The sequence below is a fragment of the Cryobacterium sp. RTC2.1 genome (genome assembly GCF_035018685.1).
Lineage (GTDB): Bacteria > Actinomycetota > Actinomycetes > Actinomycetales > Microbacteriaceae > Cryobacterium > Cryobacterium glucosi.
This window is the reverse complement of record NZ_JASJXJ010000068.1, coordinates 1-19230: the sequence shown is the minus strand read 5'-3', so window position 1 is coordinate 19230 and position 19230 is coordinate 1. Positions and strand designations below refer to the sequence as shown.

At 68.1% G+C, this 19230-nt stretch carries 19 protein-coding genes; 6 read left to right on the top strand and 13 right to left on the bottom strand.

Features of this window, described 5'->3' with window-relative positions; all coding sequences use genetic code 11:
- Window positions 1-34: 34 nt before the first annotated feature.
- Window positions 35-1399, bottom strand: coding sequence for an ABC transporter substrate-binding protein (locus QN357_RS10250; RefSeq protein ID WP_134446745.1), 1365 nt, complete (start codon window positions 1397-1399; stop codon window positions 35-37).
- A gap of 365 nt (window positions 1400-1764) precedes the next feature.
- On the opposite strand from QN357_RS10250, the gene QN357_RS10245 reads away from it, so the two are divergent.
- A complete protein-coding gene (locus QN357_RS10245; protein WP_134446743.1) occupies window positions 1765-2802 on the top strand; it encodes a LacI family DNA-binding transcriptional regulator in 1038 nt (345 codons plus the stop codon).
- Here QN357_RS10245 and QN357_RS10240 read toward each other — a convergent pair.
- The 4 genes from QN357_RS10240 to rplJ form a co-directional block, all read right to left on the bottom strand.
- Window positions 2799-4091: an MFS transporter gene (locus tag QN357_RS10240; protein WP_134558057.1), complete on the bottom strand. Its 1293-nt coding sequence runs from the start codon at window positions 4089-4091 to the stop codon at window positions 2799-2801. The two genes, QN357_RS10245 and QN357_RS10240, sit on opposite strands and share 4 nt — an antisense overlap.
- The gene (locus QN357_RS10235) at window positions 4088-4603 is read right to left on the bottom strand and encodes a MarR family winged helix-turn-helix transcriptional regulator (protein ID WP_134561684.1); all 516 of its coding nucleotides are present in this window, start codon (window positions 4601-4603) and stop codon (window positions 4088-4090) included. Before QN357_RS10235 ends, QN357_RS10240 begins: the two co-directional genes overlap by 4 nt.
- Window positions 4604-4787: 184 nt before the next feature.
- Complete coding sequence (gene rplL / locus QN357_RS10230) at window positions 4788-5171, bottom strand: 50S ribosomal protein L7/L12 (RefSeq protein ID WP_134446737.1); 384 nt, start codon at window positions 5169-5171, stop codon at window positions 4788-4790.
- A 44-nt stretch (window positions 5172-5215) separates the two neighbouring features.
- Window positions 5216-5737, bottom strand: coding sequence for a 50S ribosomal protein L10 (gene rplJ, locus QN357_RS10225; RefSeq protein ID WP_134446735.1), 522 nt, complete (start codon window positions 5735-5737; stop codon window positions 5216-5218).
- Between the two features lie 418 nt (window positions 5738-6155).
- Here rplJ and QN357_RS10220 point away from each other — a divergent pair, with 418 nt between their 5' ends.
- A complete protein-coding gene (locus QN357_RS10220; RefSeq protein ID WP_323504863.1) occupies window positions 6156-7913 on the top strand; it encodes an MDR family MFS transporter in 1758 nt (585 codons plus the stop codon).
- 2 nt (window positions 7914-7915) lie between these two features.
- Window positions 7916-8404: a MarR family winged helix-turn-helix transcriptional regulator gene (locus QN357_RS10215; RefSeq protein WP_134446733.1), complete on the top strand. Its 489-nt coding sequence runs from the start codon at window positions 7916-7918 to the stop codon at window positions 8402-8404.
- A gap of 18 nt (window positions 8405-8422) precedes the next feature.
- On the opposite strand, the gene QN357_RS10210 is transcribed toward QN357_RS10215, so the two are convergent.
- Together QN357_RS10210 and QN357_RS10205 are read right to left on the bottom strand one after the other, a co-directional pair.
- On the bottom strand, window positions 8423-10132 hold the full coding sequence (locus tag QN357_RS10210; protein ID WP_323504862.1) for a HAMP domain-containing sensor histidine kinase: 1710 nt from the start codon (window positions 10130-10132) through the stop codon (window positions 8423-8425).
- Window positions 10132-10878: a response regulator transcription factor gene (locus QN357_RS10205; RefSeq protein ID WP_134446731.1), complete on the bottom strand. Its 747-nt coding sequence runs from the start codon at window positions 10876-10878 to the stop codon at window positions 10132-10134. Before QN357_RS10205 ends, QN357_RS10210 begins: the two co-directional genes overlap by 1 nt.
- 287 nt (window positions 10879-11165) lie before the next feature.
- Between QN357_RS10205 and QN357_RS10200 the strand changes: the two genes are divergently transcribed.
- Window positions 11166-11762: a YqaJ viral recombinase family protein gene (locus QN357_RS10200; protein ID WP_370361370.1), complete on the top strand. Its 597-nt coding sequence runs from the start codon at window positions 11166-11168 to the stop codon at window positions 11760-11762.
- Here the strand turns inward: QN357_RS10200 and QN357_RS10195 are convergent.
- The 5 genes from QN357_RS10195 to QN357_RS10175 all read right to left on the bottom strand — a co-directional run bounded on the left by QN357_RS10195 (window position 11722) and on the right by QN357_RS10175 (window position 15830).
- Window positions 11722-12435, bottom strand: a complete 714-nt coding sequence (locus QN357_RS10195; RefSeq protein ID WP_323504860.1) for a signal peptidase I — start codon at window positions 12433-12435, stop codon at window positions 11722-11724. The genes QN357_RS10200 and QN357_RS10195 overlap by 41 nt on opposite strands.
- Window positions 12432-13247 carry an LPXTG cell wall anchor domain-containing protein gene (locus QN357_RS10190; RefSeq protein ID WP_323504859.1) on the bottom strand — a complete coding sequence of 272 codons (816 nt, stop codon included), beginning with the start codon at window positions 13245-13247 and terminating at the stop codon, window positions 12432-12434. The genes QN357_RS10195 and QN357_RS10190 overlap by 4 nt, the downstream gene beginning before the upstream one ends.
- A 1-nt stretch (window position 13248) precedes the next feature.
- Complete coding sequence (locus QN357_RS10185; RefSeq protein WP_134446723.1) at window positions 13249-14568, bottom strand: RICIN domain-containing protein; 1320 nt, start codon at window positions 14566-14568, stop codon at window positions 13249-13251.
- A gap of 3 nt (window positions 14569-14571) precedes the next feature.
- Window positions 14572-15063 carry a hypothetical protein gene (locus tag QN357_RS10180; protein ID WP_166788301.1) on the bottom strand — a complete coding sequence of 164 codons (492 nt, stop codon included), beginning with the start codon at window positions 15061-15063 and terminating at the stop codon, window positions 14572-14574.
- A gap of 203 nt (window positions 15064-15266) precedes the next feature.
- Window positions 15267-15830 (bottom strand): alternate-type signal peptide domain-containing protein, encoded by a 564-nt coding sequence (locus QN357_RS10175; RefSeq protein ID WP_134446719.1) that lies wholly within the window; start codon window positions 15828-15830, stop codon window positions 15267-15269.
- A gap of 412 nt (window positions 15831-16242) precedes the next feature.
- On the opposite strand from QN357_RS10175, the gene QN357_RS10170 reads away from it, so the two are divergent.
- A complete protein-coding gene (locus QN357_RS10170) occupies window positions 16243-17250 on the top strand; it encodes an NADP-dependent oxidoreductase (protein ID WP_323504858.1) in 1008 nt (335 codons plus the stop codon).
- Window positions 17247-18662: a deoxyribodipyrimidine photo-lyase gene (locus QN357_RS10165; protein ID WP_322188536.1), complete on the top strand. Its 1416-nt coding sequence runs from the start codon at window positions 17247-17249 to the stop codon at window positions 18660-18662. The genes QN357_RS10170 and QN357_RS10165 overlap by 4 nt, the downstream gene beginning before the upstream one ends.
- Window positions 18663-18671: 9 nt before the next feature.
- Here the strand turns inward: QN357_RS10165 and QN357_RS10160 are convergent, their stop codons facing one another.
- Window positions 18672-19205 carry a GNAT family N-acetyltransferase gene (locus QN357_RS10160; protein WP_323504857.1) on the bottom strand — a complete coding sequence of 178 codons (534 nt, stop codon included), beginning with the start codon at window positions 19203-19205 and terminating at the stop codon, window positions 18672-18674.
- Window positions 19206-19230 lie beyond the last annotated feature (25 nt).

Below are 19230 nucleotides of genomic sequence, written 5' to 3'. Positions count from 1 at the left end.
CCCCGGGGCATCCGCTAGCGGATGCCCCGGGGAACTAGCTCTTCGGCCAGCTCGCCTCAATGGTGTCCGTGACCTTCTGGCTGCTGTCGCCGCTCAGCCAGGACACGATGCCCTTCCAGAACGAGTCGGTGCCGACGGCACCGGGCATCAGGTCGGAACCGTCGAAACGGAACACCGTCTTCGGGTCCTGCAGGATGGTGATGCTCTGCTTGAGCAGGTCGCTCGAGGCGTTCGCGGGGTCGAGGCCGGTGTTGGCGCTGATCACGCCGCCCTCCTTGACCCGGTTGTTCGCCCAGGTGTCACTGGACAGGTAGGTGAGCGTCGCGGTGATCGCGTCGCTCGTCTTGAAGGCTCCGACGAGCTCGCCGCCACCGGTGACCGCCTGGTCGCCGCCGGCCTTGACCGGGGGAAGCAGGAACGCGTAGACATCGCCCGTGGGGGAAACCGTCACCGCGGAGCCGTCCGCCTTCTTCCAGAAGCCCTCGTAGAACGAGGCCTGGTGGTGCAGGGAGCACTTACCGTCGAGGATCGGGAGGCCCGCGTCGCCGAACTGCGTGGAGATGATCGACGAGACATCGCCGAGACCACCGTTGACGTCGTCCGGGTTCTTGAGGATCGCACCGACGGAGTCGAACGCCTTCACGATGGCGGGGTCGTTGAACGGGATCTTGTGCGTGACCCACTTGTCGTAGGTGTCCGCGCCGGCCTGGCGAAGCACGTAGTCCTCGACCCAGTCGGTTCCCGGCCAGCCGGTTGCGTCACCTGATCCGACACCGGCACACCACGGCTTGTGGTCGCCGTCGGCCGCGATCTTCGCGGTGAGTGCGGTCAGTTCATCGAGGGTCTTCGGGATTTCGTAGCCCTTGGCCTTGAATTCCGCGGGCGAGTACCAGACGTAGCCCTTGACGCTCGCCATCAGCGGGGCGGCGTAGAAGGTGCCGTCAGCTGCGGTGCCGTAGCCCTTCCAGTCCTTCGACCACCACTTGTCGACGTTCGCCTCGACGGCGGCCGGCGCCTTCTTGAGGAAGCCGGCAGCAGCGAGCTTGTTGAAGAGGCCCGGCTGCGGGATGATGCCGATGTCGGGAGCGTTGCCACCCTCGGCGAGCACCGCGATCTGGGCTTCGAATTCCTTCGTGCCCTGGTAGGTGACCTTGATGCCCGTGCAGGACTGGAAGTCGGCCCAGGAATTGACGAGGCGATCGGCCTCGACGTCCTGGATGGTGCCACCGATCTTGACCTCGGGGCTGTCCTTGAACGTCCCGTAGGACGCGTAGTCGGCACAGTTGGACGACGACGAACTGGATGCGGCGATGTCGCCTGTGCATCCGGTCAGGGCGAGTCCGACCACGGCCGCGGTGGCCAGCGGCAGGTAGAGCCGGCGGTGCTGCTTCACGCTCATGCGTTTCTCCTCATTGAGTGATGCGGGTACGCGAGCTATGCGGTTCACGTACCGAAATGTGATGCGGGACTGTGTTGCGGGAATGTACTGCGGGAATCAAGAACTGCAATACGGGATCGTGCCGGGTATCCGATTCCCCTGCCTTCGTAAGTAAGGAACCGGTTCCACATCACAAACTACGGGAGGTCAGCGGGATTGGCAAGACAATCTTTGTCACGAAATCGCAAAGATTCCGGCGATGATCGCGCGACCACGCACACGCGGGCATTAAAAGTGTCACAGTTCAGCCTTTTCTGCTGGAACCGGTTCCAGTAACAGCGAAAGGAGCGCTACTCTTTCGTTACCGATCCAAAGGAGGACGAGTCGTGAGCGCAATCGCCGACGTGGCACGCCTCGCAGGCGTTGCAAAAGCGACGGCATCCCGCGCACTCAGCGGTCGCGGTTACGTTTCGGAGGCGACGCGGCTCCGGGTCGTCGCGGCCGCGAGGGAGATCGGCTACGTCGCCTCGCCGAACGCCGCGAGCCTCGTGACCGGGCGCACGAAGAACGTCGGCGTGATCATCCCGTTCATCAGCCGGTGGTTCTTCTCCGAGGTGCTCGAGAGCCTGGAACAGGCCCTGCTCGCAGAGGGCTACGACATGACGCTCTACAACCTCCCGGCGGCGTCTGCCGAACGCGACAGCGTCTTCGAGTACTTCCTCGCTCGCAAGCGGTTCGACGGGGTCATCTCTGTCGGCGTCGCCTTGAGCGAGGCGGAGGTCGATCGACTTCACCGCCTCGGCAGGCCGTTGATCGGCATCGGCGGGCCGATCAGGGACGTGCACACGATCGCGATCGACGATGTCGCGACAGCGCGGCTCGCGACCGAACACCTGCTCGGCCTCGGCCACGTCGACGTCGTGCACGTCGGCGGAGATCCGATCGACGAGATGGACTTCCGGGTGCACAGCCAGCGCCTGAGTGGCTTCTACTCTGCCATGCGCGACGCAGGCCGCTCGACGGACCGATGCTTCTACCCCTGCGAATTCAGCATGCCCGGCGGCTACGAGGTGGGGTTGTCCGTGCTCGGCGACCCGCGTACCCGTCCGACCGCGATCTTCGCCGCGAGCGACGAAATCGCCATCGGCGTCATCGTCGCGGCGCGGGAACTCGGCATCCAGGTGCCGGCCGAGCTGTCCGTGATCGGCATCGACGGGCATCCGTACGCGGACATGTTCCGCCTCACGACCCTGGAGCAGCATCCACGCAGGCAGGGACGCCTCGCCGTGAGCGCGCTCCTGACCGAACTCGCGCGCCCGACGGACGCGGACGCGCGGCTCGAGGAAGACGGATACCTCACGGTGCTGCCGACGAACCTCGTGATCCGGTCGAGCACGAGCGGCCCGCACCGGCCACGCAGTTAGCTGTCTCCGGCGCCGATCGCCTCTGCCTCTTCGAGCTCGTCCTCCATCGCACCGTCAGCACGGGCGAGGTGGCGGTGGCCGAGCACGAGAATCGCGACGGCCACGAGAACGGATGCCGCCCCGGCGTAGAACGGGACCGCCGGCCCGAAGAACTCCGCGAGCAGGGTTGCGGCCGGCGGCGCGATCGCCCCGCCGAGGAACCGCACGCCCGAATAGGCCGAGGACGCTACCGGGCGCGGCAGGTCGGTCGCCTCCATCACGGATTCGGTGAGCACGGTGTTGAGCACGCCGAGCAGCAGCCCGCCGACGATGACGCACGTGACGACACCGGTGGCCGAGCCGATCAGCACGCCCGCTGCCGCGAGGTCGAGGGCGAGCAGGGGCAGCACGAGCCAGAGCACCCGGCTGCGGCGCATCCGCCTGGTCAGGAGCGGGGCGACCCAGACCGAGGTGACGGCGAGCGAGATGCCCCAGCCGAAGAAGACCAGGCCGAGGGTGATCGCACTGCCCAGGCCGAGCGGCACGAGCGCGAACGGCGTGTACGCGAGCAGCACGAAGAAGCCGATGTTGTAGAACAGGGCCGCGCTCGCGAGGATGCCGAGCCCCGGCCGGGCGAGCGCCCGGAAGGGTGCTGACAGCCGGATCGGCGCGGGCTTCTGCGGCTCCTTCTTCAGCATCACGATGATCGCCACGAAGCCGATCGCCATCAGCGCCGTACTGCCGAAGAAGGGCCCTCGCCAGCTGATGCTGCCGAGCAGCCCGCCGATGAGCGGGCCGATCGCGATGCCGAGCCCGAGGGCCGCCTCGTAGAGGATGATCGCCGAGGACGTGCCTCCGGATGCCGCGCCGACGATGGTCGCGAGCGCGGTCGAGATGAAGAGGGCGTTGCCGAGGCCCCAGCCGGCGCGGAAGCCGATGATGGTCTCGACGTTCTGCGACAGGCCGGCGGCGAGCGCGAACACGATGATGAGCGCGAGGCCGATCAGCAGGGTGCGCTTGGCGCCGATCCTGCTGGACAGCCAGCTCGTGAAGAACATCGCGATCCCGGTGATCACGAGGTAGCTCGTGAAGAGCATCTCGGTCTGGGTCGGGCTCGCGGCGAGGTCGCGGGCGATCGCAGGCAGGATCGGGTCGACGAGGCCGATGCCCATGAACGCGATCACGCACGCGAAGGCGACGGCCCAGACCGCGGTCGGCTGGTGCAGGATGCTGCCGGCGCCTTCCCGTCGTCCCTGCACGTCGGTTGCGGCAGGGGTTCCGTGTTCCGCCAGCGCGGTCACGCGGCTCATGCGCGGGCTCCGGCCGGACGGCCAGGCTCAGACGCAGGCACACGTGCCGTAGTGACGGCCGCGGTGGGCACCCGCTCCACGGGCACCTCGCTGCCGTCGAGGCGTTCGCGCAGGATGTCGACGGCGTTGCGGATCGTGGCGAGCTCGGCATCCGCCAGCCCGTCGAACATCGGCAGGAGGGCTTCGGCGAGTTCGCTGCGCCAGGCGGAGAGCGCTGCGTTGCCGGCAGCAGTGATCACGGTGCTCGTGACGCGGGCGTCGAGCGGGTCGGCGAGACGGGCGGCCCAGCCGCGTTCGACGAGGTGTGCGACGAGCTTGGTCGCGGTCGGCTGCGAGATGCGGCTGCGGGCGGCGATCTCGCCGAGGCGGATCGGGCCGAGCTGGCGGAGCACGCTCAGGGTGCGCCAGACGGCCGGCGACTCCCGGCTGTCCGCGGCGTGGGCGGCGACCCGGGTGAGCCGGTGGTTCACGGTGATCAGGTCACCGAGGAGTGCGGGAAGGTCAGAAGGCATTCCCCCACTGTACATAGCTTGGCTATCTATGTCCATAACCCGGCTATGGACATCGGCCCGCGCCCGGGTTCGGTCGGATTAAACAGCCGAGGGCGCCGCATCCAGTGGATGCGACGCCCTCGGCGTGTTGCGAATCGAACGGCTGACGCCTGTCGACCTCGAGTGAACCCCCTGGGGGGCCCGACTACTTGAGGGTGACGGTGGCGCCGGCGGCCTCGAGGGAAGCCTTGCCCTTTTCGGCGGCTTCCTTCGTGACGCCCTCGAGGACGGCCTTCGGCGCGCCATCGACAACGGCCTTGGCCTCGCCGAGGCCCAGGCTGGTGAGCTCGCGCACAACCTTGATGACCTGGATCTTCTTGTCGCCAACGGACTCGAGGATGACGTCGAAGGCGCTCTGCTCTTCGACCTCTTCAACGGCGGCGGCGGGGCCAGCGGCACCGGCGACGGCGACGGGGGCTGCTGCGGTGACCTCGAAGGTCTCCTCGAACGCCTTGACGAACTCGGAAAGCTCGATGAGGGTCAGGCCCTTGAACTGTTCGAGCAATTCTTCGGTGGAAAGCTTTGCCATGATTATTCTCCCTATAGTTTCTTAGTTACTCACCGCTAGCAGGCCTATGCCTGGTTCGCGGACTCCTGCTTCTCACGCAGTGCTTCGATGGTGCGAACAGCCTTCGAAAGCGGTGCGTTGAACAGATATGCGGCTCCGAACAGCGAGGCCTTGAACGCGCCGGCCAGCTTGGCCAGCAGCACTTCACGGGACTCGAGGTCGGCGAGCTTGCCTACCTCTTCGGCAGTGAGCGGGCTACCGTCGAAGTAACCACCCTTCACTACCAGGAGAGGGTTTGCCTTGGTAAAGGCACGCAGGGTCTTCGCGACGGCGACGGGGTCTCCGTGCACGAAGGCGATGGCGGACGGGCCGGCGAGTTCGTCGTCAAACGACGTGATGCCGGCGTTGTTGGCCGCAATCTTGGTGAGCGTGTTCTTTACCACGGCGTACGTGGCGTCCGCACTGATGGAAACGCGCAGCGTCTTGAGCTGCGCAACAGTGAGACCGCGGTACTCGGTGAGCAGAACGGCGGTCGAGCTCTGGAATTTCTCCGTCAGCTCGGCGACCGTTGCTTCCTTGTTCGCCATGGCGCTCCTCTTGGTTTCATGTGCCGGTAGCCCGGGGCGCAGACATGAAAAAAGCCCCAGCGCAAGCGCCGGAGCTGAGCAGTCCTTGCGAACTGAAACTGAACTTCGATTCCTGCGCGGGCCGTTCACATGAGTGAACCTTCGGTCACCGTCCATTACTGGGCAGCGACAACCGGCGGTCTTTGGCTTCGTTCACTGTAACGGATGCCGCTGGCGGGCGCAAATCGCGGCATCCGCCCCTCAGCCCGTGAGCGGAACGGCATAGGTAGTTGACCTGAGTCCACTATCGAGATATAGTTGATGCTTGTCAATTACACGCCCCAGGAGTTTCATGTCTCGCGTTTCATCCGTTCGTACCGCTCCACCGCAGAACCCGCAGGACCGGCAGCCCCTCCCCCACCGCGACTCGGACACGCCGATGTCGAAGCGGCAGGTACTCGAGGCCCTCTCCGGCCTGCTGATGGGCATGTTCGTCTCGATCCTCGCCGGGACCGTCGTCAGCACGTCGCTGCCGCTCATCCTCTCCGACCTGCACGGTGACCAGTCCGCATACACCTGGGTCGTCACGGCGACCCTGCTCGCGACGACCGTGAGCACACCGATCTGGGGCAAGTTCGCCGACCTCTTCGACCGCAAGCTGCTCATCCAGCTCTCCCTCGTGGTGTTCGTCCTCGGTTCCGCACTCGCGGGCTTCTCGCAGAACACCGGCACCCTGATCAGCTTCCGGGTGCTGCAGGGCCTCGGCGCCGGCGGCCTCGCCGCGCTCAGCCAGATCATCATGGCCGACATCATCAGCCCCCGTGACCGCGGCCGCTATGCCGGTCTCTTCGGCGCGGTCCTCGCCCTCGGCACCGTGGGCGGTCCGCTCCTCGGCGGTGTCGTGACGGACGCCTTCGGCTGGCGCTGGAACTTCTTTATCGCACTGCCCGTCGCGATCCTTGCGATCATCCTGCTGCAGCGCACCCTGCACCTCCCGGCCAGGGTCAAGCGGGTCGTCAAGATCGACTACCTCGGCGCGATCCTCATCACTGCGGGCATGTCGCTCCTGATGATCTGGGTGACCATCGCCGGCACCCAGTTCGAGTGGGCATCCGTGCCCTCGTTCCTGATGGTCGGCGGCGCTGTCGTGCTGCTCGTCGCCGCGGTGTTCGTGGAGTTCACGGTCAGCGAGCCGATCATCCCGCTCACCCTGTTCAAGAACCGCACCTTCACCCTCGCGGTGATCGCGAGCATCTCGGTCGGCGTGTCCATGTTCGGCACCTCCGTCTTCCTCAGCCAGTACATGCAGCTCGCCCGGGGAGCCACGCCGACCCAGTCCGGCCTGCTGACCATCCCGATGATGGGCGGCTACCTGATCTGTTCGGTCACGTTCGGCACCCTGATCAGCCGCACGGGCAAGTGGAAGGCGATCATGGTCTCGGGCGGAGCGCTCGTGATCGTCGGCTTGCTGTTCCTCGGGACCCTCGACTACCGGACCGATCTCGTGCTCGTCGGCGTCTACATGTTCGTGCTCGGCTCCGGCCTCGGCATGCTGATGCAGAACCTCGTGCTCGTCGTGCAGAACTCGATCGAGGTCAGGCACCTCGGCGTCGCCACGAGCAGCGTCACCTTCTTCCGCAGCCTCGGTGGAACGATCGGCGTCTCGGTGCTCGGCTCCGTGCTCGACACGGCGGTCGCGCAGCACATCACCGACGGCGTCGGCGCGCTCAGCGCCGCCGACAAGATGGCCGCGGCGAGCGCGCTCGGCTCCGGCGCCATCCCGCGCATCGCGGACCTCCCGGCCGCGGTGCGCACCCTCGTCGAATCCGCGTACGGGTCCGGCGTCGGCACGGTCTTCCTTCTCGGCATCCCGCTCGCCGTGATCACCCTCGTGATGGTCACCCTGCTGCCGAACGCGTCCCTCGGCCGGAAGACGGGCATTGCCAGGGCCCGCGAAGGTTCCGGGGACGGCACGTCGGCCGGGCACACCGGCGTGACTGCCGCGGAGCGCGCCGCAGAGGACAAAGCCGGGCGCGCTGCCGAGCGCGAAACCGAGGTCGAGGAGATGGAAGACATCCTGATCGAGGTGAGCGCGGCATCCGCCGGCCTCGCCCCCGCCGGGCTCAACAACCCGACCGGGGTGATTCACCTGCCGCGGGACGACCAGCCCGGCGCGCACAGAGTCAGTAGTCTGTGACCATGATCCAGGGGACTCCGACAGCGTCCACGCACACCGACGAGCGGGAGGACGCACCGGGCGCTGAGTCGGCGACGGCGATCGCCGAGGTCGAGGAGCAGCTGAGCGTGCTCGCCGGGTTGATCCGGGCGAGCATGCGGGATGCCGCGCTCTTCATCGACGCGTCGCTGCAGCCGTTCGCGTTCAAGCTCCTGCGCCACATCGAGCGCTACGGGCCGACGCACTCGAGCGCGGTCGCCGCTGCGCTCTACGTGGACAAGAGCGTGATCAGCCGCCAGGCGAAGCAGCTCTGCGAACTCGGTCTCGTGCGCACGGAAGTCGACCCGGACGACGGCCGCGCCCGGTTCCTCGCCGTCACAGACCTGGCACGGGCCAAACTCGACGCCGTACGGAACGGTGAGACCGCGATCGTGCACAAGCGCCTGAGCGATTGGCCGACGGACGACCTGCACCAGCTCGCCACGCTCCTCGCCCAGCTCAACACCCCGTAGCCCGCGCCACGCCGCGGGTCAGGCGAGCGGGAGCGACACTCGGAACTCGGTGCGGCCCGGCCGGCTCGACACCGTGACCTCTCCCTGGTGCGCGGTCACGACAGCCTGGACGATGGCGAGGCCGAGTCCGGTACTTCCGGTTCCGCGGAACCGCGAGCTGTCGCCGCGGGCGAAACGCTCGAAGAGGGTCGTCTGCAGGTTCGCCGGGATGCCGGGGCCGTCATCCGTCACGGTCACGATCGCACGGCCGTCCTGCTCGGACAGCGCGACCTCGACGGTCGTGTCCGGCGGGGTGTGGATGCGCGCGTTCGCGAGCAGGTTGGTGAAGACCTGGTGCAACCGGGGCGTGTCGCCAATGGCCTGGATCGGCTCATCGGGAAGCTCGAGGTTGAGCACCCGGTCTCGGCCGGCCGCGTGCGCATCGCTGACGACGTCGACGAGCAGGCTCGTGAGGTCGACGGTGCCGTGTTCGAGTTCGCGGCCCTCGTCGAGGCGGGCGAGCAACAGAAGGTCCTCGACGAGCCCGGTCATCCGAACCGACTCGGATTCGATCCGGCTGAGGGCATGCAGGGCGTCCGGCGGCAGCTCCTGGCCGGAGCGCCGGGTGAGCTCGGAGTAACCGCGGATCGAGGCGAGGGGCGTGCGGAGCTCGTGACTCGCATCCGCGACGAACTGCCGTACCTTGTTCTCGCTCGCCTGCCGGGTCTCGAGGGCGAGGTCGACGTGGTCGAGCATGCGGTTGAGCGCGGAGCCGACCTGGCCGACCTCGGTGCGGGGGTCGGTGTCCGCCGCGGGGACCCGGTCGACGAGGCTGACCTCGCCGCGGTCGAGCGGGAGCTCCGAGACGCGGGCGGCCGTTGCCGTGACGCGCTGCAGCGGGCGAAGTGCGAGGCGCACGATCCACATCGCGAGGATCGCGACGACGATGATGCCGACGAGGGAGACGACGCCGATGATCATGGCGAGCTGCGTCGCGGTGCCGTCGACCGTGCTGAGCGGGAGGCCGACGATCGTGAGGGTGCCGGTGCGGCTCGAACTTGCGAGGATCCGGTAGTTGCCGACATCGCCGCCGAGGTCGACGGTGACGGGCTGCGCGGTACCGGTCTGGCTCGCGAGGATATCGGCCTTCTGCACGAGGAGGTCGACCTGGTGGGCCGTGAGTGCGACGATCGTGCCGGTGTCGTCGGTGTAGCCGGCCGTGAGCGTGGAATCGTAGAAGACGAGGGCGAGAGTGCCCGGCTGGCCGGGGCCGTTGAGGATGACGCTCGCGGAAGGCACGAACACCGGCAGCGCGGCGCCGAGGTCGTTGTCGCGGCGGCCCTCGAGCATGGAGTGCGACCGTTCGGCGGCGGAGCTCACCTGCTGGTCGAGGCCCGCGAGCAGGTTGGCGCGCAGCACCGTGACGCTCACGACACCGATCGAGATGCTCACGAGGGCGAGCAGGCCGACGACGGCGAGCACGAGCCGGCGGCGCAGGGTCCAGGGGGCGCGTCCGGGTCGCAGCCAGAGCGGACGCCGCAGCCACCGCGGGCGGCGGACCCACTGCGGTCGACGTGACGGATGCTGCGGGCCGGGTCGTGCGGGCGAGCCGGCCGGGTCGAACGGGTCAGTCCGGTCGGCAACGTCGGCCACGTCAGCCACGCCAGCCGCGTCAGCCGCGTCAGCCGCGTGGGTCGGGTCAGCCGCGTCAGCCGGGTCGAGCGCATCCGGCCGGTCGGTCGGCGTCATCACGCGGTTTTCAGCATGTACCCCGCACCGCGCACGGTGTGGATCATCGGCTCGCGTCCCGCATCGATCTTCTTGCGCAGGTACGAAATGTAGATCTCGACGACGGAGGACTTGCCGCCGAAGTCATAGCTCCAGACCCGGTCGAGGATCTGGGCCTTGCTCAGCACGCGGCGTGGGTTGCGCATCAGGAAACGGAGCAGTTCGAATTCGGTCGCGGTGAGCTCGATGGCGTCGCCGGCCCGGGAGACTTCGTAGCTGTCCTCGTCGAGGGTGAGGTCACCGACCGAGATGCGCGGGTCGACGGAGTCCGACACGGCCAGGGTCGAGCGGCGGATCAGGCCGCGCAGCCGGGCGACGACCTCTTCGAGGCTGAACGGCTTGGTGACGTAGTCGTCGCCGCCCGCGGTGAGGCCGGCGATGCGGTCGTCGAGGGAATCCTTCGCGGTCAGGAAGAGAACGGGAGTCTCATAGCCGTCGGCGCGCACGCGCTGCAGCACCTGGAGGCCGTCGATGTCGGGAAGCATGATGTCGAGCACGATCGCATCCGGCCGGAACTCGCGGGCGATGGTCAGCGCCTGGCGTCCCTCGCCTGCGGTGCGCACCTCCCAGCCCTCGTAACGGAGGGCCATCGAGAGCAAATCCGTGAGCGTGGGTTCGTCGTCGACGACGAGCACTCGAATGGGGCTTCCGTCGGCCTTGTGGAGACGCGGCCCGCGGGTCGAGTGGTCTGTTTCACGTGTGCTCATAGATCTCAGTATCGCGAGCTTTCTATGAAAAGCCTATGCGGGGGCCTTGGCGCTCCTGTGAATGGGGTTCGCGCCCGCTCTGCCCCTCCCCTGCCGCCCCATCGTTCGCACCCCGCGCCCAACCAATTCGACGGATCGGTTGGGCGGGAACGGCGGTCGCGGCTGGCACAATGGGGAGGGTGACCGATACCCTGCTCCCGCTTTTTGAGCCGGCAGGGCCACTCACGGTCTCCTCGGCAGCCGCAGCATCCGTCGCCGCCGTCACCGCAGCAGTCGCTGCGCCGGCGATCGCCCCGCACCTGCTGCGCATCGTCGCCGACTCAACGGACTGGGCGGCCTGGATGCGCGCCCGCAACCAGGGCATCACGGCCACGGATGTCGCCAAGCTCGCCACTCCCAAATCGGTGCAGAACGCGGCCAACGACAAGATGAACGGCAGCAACTTCGGCGGCAACACCTACACCGACCACGGTCGCGCCCGCGAGCCCGTGATCGCGTCCTGGGTACTCGACAACTACGGCATCGAGCCGAGCACGACCCTGTTCCATGCCGCCGGCCACCGCCGCCACCTCGCGACCCCCGACGGCGTGGGCACGGATGCCCGGACGCTCGAACTCTCGGAGATCAAGACGACGAACAAGGCGTGGCGCAGCATCCCGCGCTCCTATATGCGGCAGGTCTGGTGGCAGCAGTACGTACTCGGCGCCGATCGCACGCTGCTGGTCTGGGAGCAGCACCGGGACTTCGTGCCGATCCGGTCGCAGCCGGAATGCCGCTGGATCGAACGCGACGAGGACCAGATCGCGATCCTGGTCGGTTACGCGAACCAGTTGATCGACGTGCTCAACGCAATGGCGACCCGGGCGCAGCAGGCTCGGGCGTAGACGCGATCCTCGCGGCCCCGGCGGCCACGGCGGCGGCCGCGCGGCGGCGCTTGCGCAGCGCGGACACGGCGCCGCTCGCGAACATGTATCCCATGTAGGCGAACAGCAGCCCGGCGACGATGGGCACGATCCAGCTGCGGCTCTGGCCGTTGACGGCGTTGTTGACCCAGCCGACCCACGGCACGGAGTACCAGAGGCGCCCCTGGATCTGTACCGGAAGCACCTGGTCTGCATCGGCGACGCTGTTGTTGTCGCCCTTGAAGGTGAAGGTGCGTCCGCCTTCGGAGCTCGAGCTGATCGCGGTGACCCGGTGGGTGATGACGCCCGGCTCCCCCGAGCGGATCTGGTATGTGACGACGTCGCCGATGCGGATCTCGTCCGGGGTGACCGGGCGCACGATGATGAGCGTTCCGGGCGGCAGGGTGGGTTCCATCGAACTGGTCAGCACGGTGAGCGGGGTCGACCCCGTGACCTTGGGGACCACGATCAGCAGCAGCGCGAGGGCGACCACGAGGAGCAGGACCGCTCCGCTGACCGCGAGCCCGAGGTAGTGCAGCAGGCTCTTGTCGGGCGGGTCGACGGGCGCAGGGGCCTCGTTCGCGGCCGCACCGGGCACGGATGCCGCGGGTGCCGGCGAGTGTTCCGGTGCAGACTGAAGCTGGGTGCTGGTCATTCGCGGTCCTCCTCAGGGCGGCGACGGCGGGCGAGCAGGAGAAAGATGCCGATCCCGAGCAACAGGCCGCCGACGACCAGCACGGGTGCGGGCGGTTCGACGCCGGTGTGCGCGAGGATTCCGCTGCCGACGACTGCCGGGTACGCCGTCGGAGTCGTGGCGGTCGGGGTCACCGGCGTCGGCGGAGCGCCGGGAAATGCCGGCACGACCGTTCCCGGATCGTCACACGGAGACGCCGCGAACGGGCCGGCAACGGCATCCCGCATCGCCACGAGCAAGCCCAGGCTCGCGCTCGCTCCCTGGTCGACAGTGCCGGAGACATCCGCCATGGTGAACGTGACGACGAGTTTCATCGTGCCGCCTGCCGCGATCGGCTGCGAGGGCACGACGATCGCGCAGCTATCGAGCCTGCGGAGGGTGCGGGTGAGGGTGTCGCCGGTTCCGGAGTTCCACGCGGCGAGAGTGATGTGATCGGCGTATCCGCCGGACGGGAGCAGCACGTCGTGCGCGCTCACCCGCACCTCGGCCGGCGCGGCGGTCGGGTTGCGCACCCAGAGGGCGGCCTGCTGGCTGCCGCGCGGGACGAGCAGGCCGAGGCCGTCGAAGAGGCCGGCGTTGAGCGTCGTCGCGAACGTCACGCCATCGGTGCTGAGGAGCAGGTCGACGGGGGCGATCGGAGTGGCGCCAGCCGAGGCGCTTGCCGAGGCGCTTGCGGGCGCTGCGACGCCCGAAACGGCGAGTGACATGGCGAGCGCAGCGATTCCGAGGGCGGATGCCGCGACCCGGCGACCCCGGATCGGGTTCGGGCGCATGTCAGCCCACCCACGTCATGGTGAAGGTCTGGCTGGCCAGCCCGAGAACACCGCACGGCTGTTGCTCCAGCTGGATGTTGTTCGTTGCGGTGGTCTGCCCGCTGACGTCGAGACACTGGCCGCTGTCGTTCACGAAGCGGTAGGTACCGCTTCCAACAGCCCCGACGGCCGTGATGCGCCAGCTCTGGTTCGAGGTCCCGGCATTCTGGAGTTGTGCGGCGAGGCCGGCGGCGGCGCCCCTGCCGGTATCCCAGAAGAGCTGAGGGGCGTACTTCGCCTTCACCGCAGACACACCGGCAGGGTTCGAGAAGTTCCAGGACTGGTTGTCGAAACCGGTCGACTTGCAGCCGAAGCTGATCATCGCAGTTCCGGCCGCCGTCGACTGGTTCTCGCCGTCGATGCAGAGTCCGGTCGTCGCATTCTTGACCTTGTACCAGGCCCCGGAATTGGGGCCGGCGGTCGCGATGACTGCAGCTGTGGACAGGGGCGAGGCATCGCCGGCCGCATCGAGGGCCCTGACCGTGTAGCTGTACGCCGTGCCGACGTCGAGCCCGGTGTCGGTGTAGGTCACCGTGGGCGCCGTCGTCGTCCCGATCAGGGTCCCGTTGCGGAAGACCTGGTAGGTGATGATGGCTGCTGTGTCGGCGGGTTTGGCCCAGGTCAGGGTCGCCGTGTGGTCCGTCGTGGTTGCAGTGGGCGCGCCGGGTGTCAGGGTGTTCGCGACCGTCTGGGTCGCGTAGATGGCGAGCGGGGCGATCGCCCAGTTGCCGACGCTCGAGGTGAGGGTGACGGTCGGCACTGCGGAGATACCGACGAGTGCGAAGCGTTGCGCCTGCGTGATCGTGCTGCGCACGCAGAAGTATGCGGACGTTCCCACGGCGAGCGCGGTCGCGCCGCTGCCGGAGAAGGTCAGTGCCGAGGTCCAGTGCTGGCCGGTGGGACTGGTAGAGGTCGCCCCGGTCGAGCAGGACGCCGCCGAGGCGACGGGCCAGGTCTGCAGGTCGACGCCGGTCGCGAGTGTCGTCGCGGGAGCCGTCAGCGTCAGCGTGTACGGCGCAGGGATGTTCCCCTTGTTCGTAACGGTCACGACCTTGGTGACCGACAGCGTGCTCGAGTCATACAGGACGGCGAGCGTGTCGAAACCGGTCTGCGTGACGGCCAGGCTGCCGGCCGTGACGGACGCGATTGCGGTCACCCCCGGCGCGGTCCAGCTCGCCTGGGCGACGCTCGTGCCTGCCAGGGTAAGGAAGAGGGTGAACGCGAGCGCCAGCATCCGTTTGGGCGAACGGATGCGAGGAGCGCGGCGCTGCACGGTGGACATGGCTCAGGCCTGGATTCCGTCGATGACGATGCCGAAGTTCGCGGCGGAGAGGCCCTGGGTCGTGGCAGGGGCGGACAGCGGCAGGGTGACGGAGACGCAGAGGGTGGTGGACCCGCCGACGGGGAGGGTCTTGCCCAGACTCGTGACGACCGGGGTGGTGTTGAGGACTGCGGTCCAGGTCGGGGCAGGCACGACCGGGCAGGTACCGACGAAGAGGCCGATGCTCAGGGACGCCGAGAGGGTCGTCGCCGGAACCGGCGGAGTGAATCCGGCGATCCGGAGTGCGAGCGGAACGTTACCGACGTTGGTGACGGTGACCGGGGCACTGACCGTGACGCCCGGGTAGAGCACGCTGGTCGGCAGGGTGAGAGTGGACACGGTCAGGGTCGCGGTGCCGGATTTGATGGTCGTGGCCGCAGACACCGGGGCACTCGCATTGAGGTATGCGTATGAGCCACCAGCGCCGAGGACCGCAAGGCAGATCGCGGCCGCCACAGAGACCGCGGTCGAGACGATGGTCCGAAAAGAGGGGACACGCGTCGCGGCTCGCAGGCCTTTTCGAAGGACTGACTGGATCCGAACCATGCGGGAAGACGTTTGGAGGGGAAACATGTGCACCCCAATTCATCGACCAACAGTGTTTCTGAGGCTAGGAAGCCGGTGCGTCTGGCCGAGACCAGACGCACCGGCGGGACCGACTAGATCTGGGTCAGGAGGACCGAGAAGTTGCTGAGATTTACGGAACCGCCCTGGGCGGAGTTGTCGACGGAGGTGCCGAATGGCCAGGTGATGGTCGCTGTGACCGTCACGGTTGTCGCTCCCTTGACGACCGAGTATCCACCGGTAACGGCGGTCAAGTTGGCGGTGAGGGCGGCGCTGCTGCTCAGTGCCGTCGCCAGCTTCGTGTCGAATGTGCTCGACGACGTCGCAGTGATCGCGGCCCCACTCAGGGACAGCGTCGCCTTCAGGTTGTCGCCTGTGGCTGAAATGTTGAGCACCTTGGTGTAGGTGAGAACATCACCGGGGACTGCCTTGTATGCCGCGATGCTCGTGATCGGGACCGGCGCGTTCGTTCCCACCGTGCTCGTCCAGGTTCCGGGCGCGGCGGGCGTCGGCTCGGTAACGGACAAGGTGCCGGCCGCGATCGTCGCAGCGCCACCAGCGGTCACCGTCGAGTTCCACGAGGCGAAGGTGCCCGCACCGCCGAGGAGGAGCGCCACGCCGACCGCGCCAGCGAGGGAGCCTTTGAGAAGCTTGTTCATGATGGATCCTTTTCGACGCCGCGACGGGCATCAGGGTAGTTGCAGGCCGAGATTCGGCCGACCAATGTGGGAAGGACAGTTCGTTCGTTGCCCGGGTGGGAAGGATCGCGCCACTTCGGGTGCGGCGCGAAACTCCACTCGGGCAACGGGTCACCGAATACAGGCCAAAGCCACGCCGGACACCCGGTGGAGCTCGACTCGAACGGTCCCCCTAAATGAGGACTTCGGTCCCCCTTTATGTGGACAGACTACGACGGCGCGACAGGGCAAATCCAGACCTCCAAGCCCCCAAGGTGAGGCACATCCGTCGTTTTCGCACCCCCAGATCGAGTCACGTAGCTAACCGAATCCGGCCGGTGGCCGACGGTTTCTCAGGCTGTCCACCCGGTGCCCGCCGGGAGACAATGGACTCATGGGAAATGCAACGAACGTGCCCCCGATCATGCGTGCCCTCGTCATCGACCGCACCGGCGCGGCCGGGGAATTACACCTGGACACCGTGCCGACGCCGATCCCCGTACTCGACGAGCTCATCGTGCGGGTCGTCGCCGCGGGCGTCAACCCGATCGACGCGAAGACCCGGGCCGGCTCTGGCGTGGCGGCGGCAATCCCGGCATTCCCCGCCGTGCTCGGCTACGACTTCAGCGGAATCGTGGTGAGCTCGCCGTACGAGGCCTTCCCTCTGCAGCCCGGTGACGAGGTCTACGGCATGACCCGCTTCCCCCGCACGACGGGCAGCTACGCCGAGTACGTCGCCGTCTCGAGCATGAGCGTCGCCCGCAAACCGTCGACGCTGAGCCACATCGAAGCCGCCGCCGTGCCTGTCGCTGCGCTGACCGCGTGGGAAATGGTCGTCGACATCGCCGAGGTGACCCCGGGCGAGCGGATGCTGATCCACGCCGGCAGCGGCGGCGTCGGCCACTTCGCGGTCCAGATCGCCAAGGCCTTCGGCGCGTACGTGATCACGACCGGCTCGCCCCGCAACGCCGAGTTCCTGCGCCAGCTCGGCGCCGACGAGGTCATCGACTACACGAGCATCCGCTTCGACGAGGTGCTCGCCGACGTCGACTCCGTGATCGACTTGATCGGCAATGTGCACGACGACACCGGCACGCGGTCGCTCCGCATCCTCCGGCCCGACGGGGTGCTCGTCAATGCGCCGAGCGGCAGCTGGCCGACCCTGCAGGCGGACGCCGAGGCCGCCGGCGTGCGGGCAACCGGATTCAAGGTCGCTGCCGACGCGGATGCCCTGGACTGGATCACGAAGATGATCGACGACGGCGCGGTGCGGCCCCACATCGACCACGTCTTCGAACTCGCGGAAGGCCCGGCCGCTCACCGCCTGATCGAAGAGGGCCACACCCGCGGCAAGATCGTGCTCCGCATCTCCGATGTCGGAGTCTCGGGAACGGGCGCGTGAGCCCAGCCTCGGGCACCGGGCCGACGATCGTCTGGTTCCGCGACGACCTCCGCCTCGCCGACAACCCGGCACTGCACGCGGCCGTCGAACGCGGGCTGCCGATTGTCGCGGTCTACGTGCTCGACGAGGACTCCCCGGGTGTCCGGCCGCTCGGCGGGGCGTCCTGCTGGTGGCTGCACGGCAGCCTCCATGCGCTTGGCGAATCACTGAAGGCACTCGGCGGGAGCCTGCTGCTCCGGCGCGGACCGGCGGCCGATGTGATCGGCACGCTTGCGGCATCCACGGGAGCCGGGGCCGTGTTCTGGAACCGCCGTTACGGGGCTGCGGAGCGCGCGGTCGATACCGCGATCAAGGCCGGGCTGCACGCCGACGGCGTCGAGGCCCGGAGCTTCGCCGGTTCGCTGCTGTTCGAGCCGTGGACGATCCGCACGGGACAGGGCAACCCGTACTCGGTGTTCACGCCGTTCTGGCGGGCGTGCGTCGCCGGGCCGCCCCCGCGCGAGCCATACCCGGCGCCGGAATCGATCGACGACGGGTCGGGAACACTGCCCTCTGACCGGCTCGAGGACTGGGGCCTCCTGCCCACCCGCCCGGACTGGGCCGCCGGGCTCCGTGCCGCCTGGCAGCCGGGCGAGGCTTTCGCCGCCGAGGCGCTCGACACGTTCCTGCGTGAGTCGCTCGCGCGCTACGCAGACGAACGGGACGCCCCCGCCCAGGCCGCGACAAGCCGCCTGTCGCCGCGGCTTCGCTGGGGCGAAGTGAGCCCGTTCCAGGTCTGGCACGCCACCCAGCGGGTGCTCCGCGGGGCGGATGCCGCCACCGCGTCGAGCGCGCAGCGGTTCCTCACCGAACTCGGCTGGCGGGAGTTCAGCTATCACGTGCTCTTCCACGCGCCCGAGCTCGCGACCGAGAATCTCAAGCGCGAGTTCGACCGCTTCCCGTGGCCCCCGCTCGATGATCGCGTACTCGAGGCGTGGCAACAGGGCCGCACCGGCATTCCGCTCGTCGATGCCGGGATGCGCGAACTGTGGCAGACCGGGAGTATGCACAACCGGGTACGCATGGTCACCGCTTCATTCCTCACCAAGAATCTATTGGTGGACTGGCGCGTGGGCGAGCGCTGGTTCTGGGACACCCTCGTCGATGCCGACGGCGCGAGCAACCCGTTCGGCTGGCAGTGGGTCGCCGGATCGGGCGCGGACGCTGCACCCTACTTCCGGGTGTTCAACCCCGAACTGCAGGCGGCGCGGTTCGACCCGCACGGGGAGTACATCCGCGAGTACGTGCCCGAAATCGGCACGGATGCCTACCCCGCTCCGCTCGTCGACCTCGGCGAGACCCGGCGCGCGGCTCTGGCCGCCTACGAGTACGTCAAGGCCGCGAAGGCGCCCGCCCCGGTTCCCTCGGCCTGAGCCGCCGGGTCAGAGGGCGCGTTCGAGGACGAAGTCGTCCTCGTACCGGTCGCCGACCAGGAAGTGCTTGGTGCCGACCCGCGCGAAGCCGTGCTTCCCGTAGAAACGGATGGCCCGGGCATTCTCCTGGTTCACCCCGAGCCAGGCGCCCCGCGCGCCGCGATCCCGCGCGGCGTCGAGTGTCGCCGTCATGAGCGCTGCGGCCACTCCGCGCCCGTGGCTTTCGGCGCGCAGGTAACACTTGCTGAGCTCGACGGTCGGGCGGATGCCGATGGCCGCGAGCACCTCAGGGTCACCGGGCTCGCCGAAGATCAGCACGGTGTAGCCGAGGGGAAGACCGGTCTCCGGGTCTTCGGCGAGGAACAGCATCCGCCCGCGGTCGGCGAGGTAGGCGTCGAAGTTCGACTCTGAGAGAACGTCGCGCACGAAGGCCGCGATCGCCTCGTGGGTCGTGTGCGGAGGGCACGCGAGCGCGAAGGTCGCTGCCGCGAGTTCGGCGAGCACCCCGGCATCCGCCGCCCCCGCCGTTCGTATCGATATCACGTCCCCACCCTACCGACCCCGCCGG

What these genes read in the sequence shown, in the direction of transcription:
- QN357_RS10250 (WP_134446745.1), bottom strand. Translation starts at nt 1,399, where the DNA reads ATGAGCGTGAAGCAGCACCGCCGGCTCTACCTGCCGCTGGCCACCGCG.
- QN357_RS10240 (WP_134558057.1), bottom strand. Translation starts at nt 4,091, where the DNA reads ATGAGCCGCGTGACCGCGCTGGCGGAACACGGAACCCCTGCCGCAACC.
- QN357_RS10235 (WP_134561684.1), bottom strand. Translation starts at nt 4,603, where the DNA reads ATGCCTTCTGACCTTCCCGCACTCCTCGGTGACCTGATCACCGTGAAC.
- rplL (WP_134446737.1), bottom strand. Translation starts at nt 5,171, where the DNA reads ATGGCAAAGCTTTCCACCGAAGAATTGCTCGAACAGTTCAAGGGCCTG.
- rplJ (WP_134446735.1), bottom strand. Translation starts at nt 5,737, where the DNA reads ATGGCGAACAAGGAAGCAACGGTCGCCGAGCTGACGGAGAAATTCCAG.
- QN357_RS10220 (WP_323504863.1), top strand. Translation starts at nt 6,156, where the DNA reads ATGTCGAAGCGGCAGGTACTCGAGGCCCTCTCCGGCCTGCTGATGGGC.
- QN357_RS10215 (WP_134446733.1), top strand. Translation starts at nt 7,916, where the DNA reads ATGATCCAGGGGACTCCGACAGCGTCCACGCACACCGACGAGCGGGAG.
- QN357_RS10210 (WP_323504862.1), bottom strand. Translation starts at nt 10,132, where the DNA reads ATGACGCCGACCGACCGGCCGGATGCGCTCGACCCGGCTGACGCGGCT.
- QN357_RS10205 (WP_134446731.1), bottom strand. Translation starts at nt 10,878, where the DNA reads ATGAGCACACGTGAAACAGACCACTCGACCCGCGGGCCGCGTCTCCAC.
- QN357_RS10195 (WP_323504860.1), bottom strand. Translation starts at nt 12,435, where the DNA reads ATGACCAGCACCCAGCTTCAGTCTGCACCGGAACACTCGCCGGCACCC.
- QN357_RS10190 (WP_323504859.1), bottom strand. Translation starts at nt 13,247, where the DNA reads ATGCGCCCGAACCCGATCCGGGGTCGCCGGGTCGCGGCATCCGCCCTC.
- QN357_RS10185 (WP_134446723.1), bottom strand. Translation starts at nt 14,568, where the DNA reads ATGTCCACCGTGCAGCGCCGCGCTCCTCGCATCCGTTCGCCCAAACGG.
- QN357_RS10175 (WP_134446719.1), bottom strand. Translation starts at nt 15,830, where the DNA reads ATGAACAAGCTTCTCAAAGGCTCCCTCGCTGGCGCGGTCGGCGTGGCG.
- QN357_RS10170 (WP_323504858.1), top strand. Translation starts at nt 16,243, where the DNA reads ATGGGAAATGCAACGAACGTGCCCCCGATCATGCGTGCCCTCGTCATC.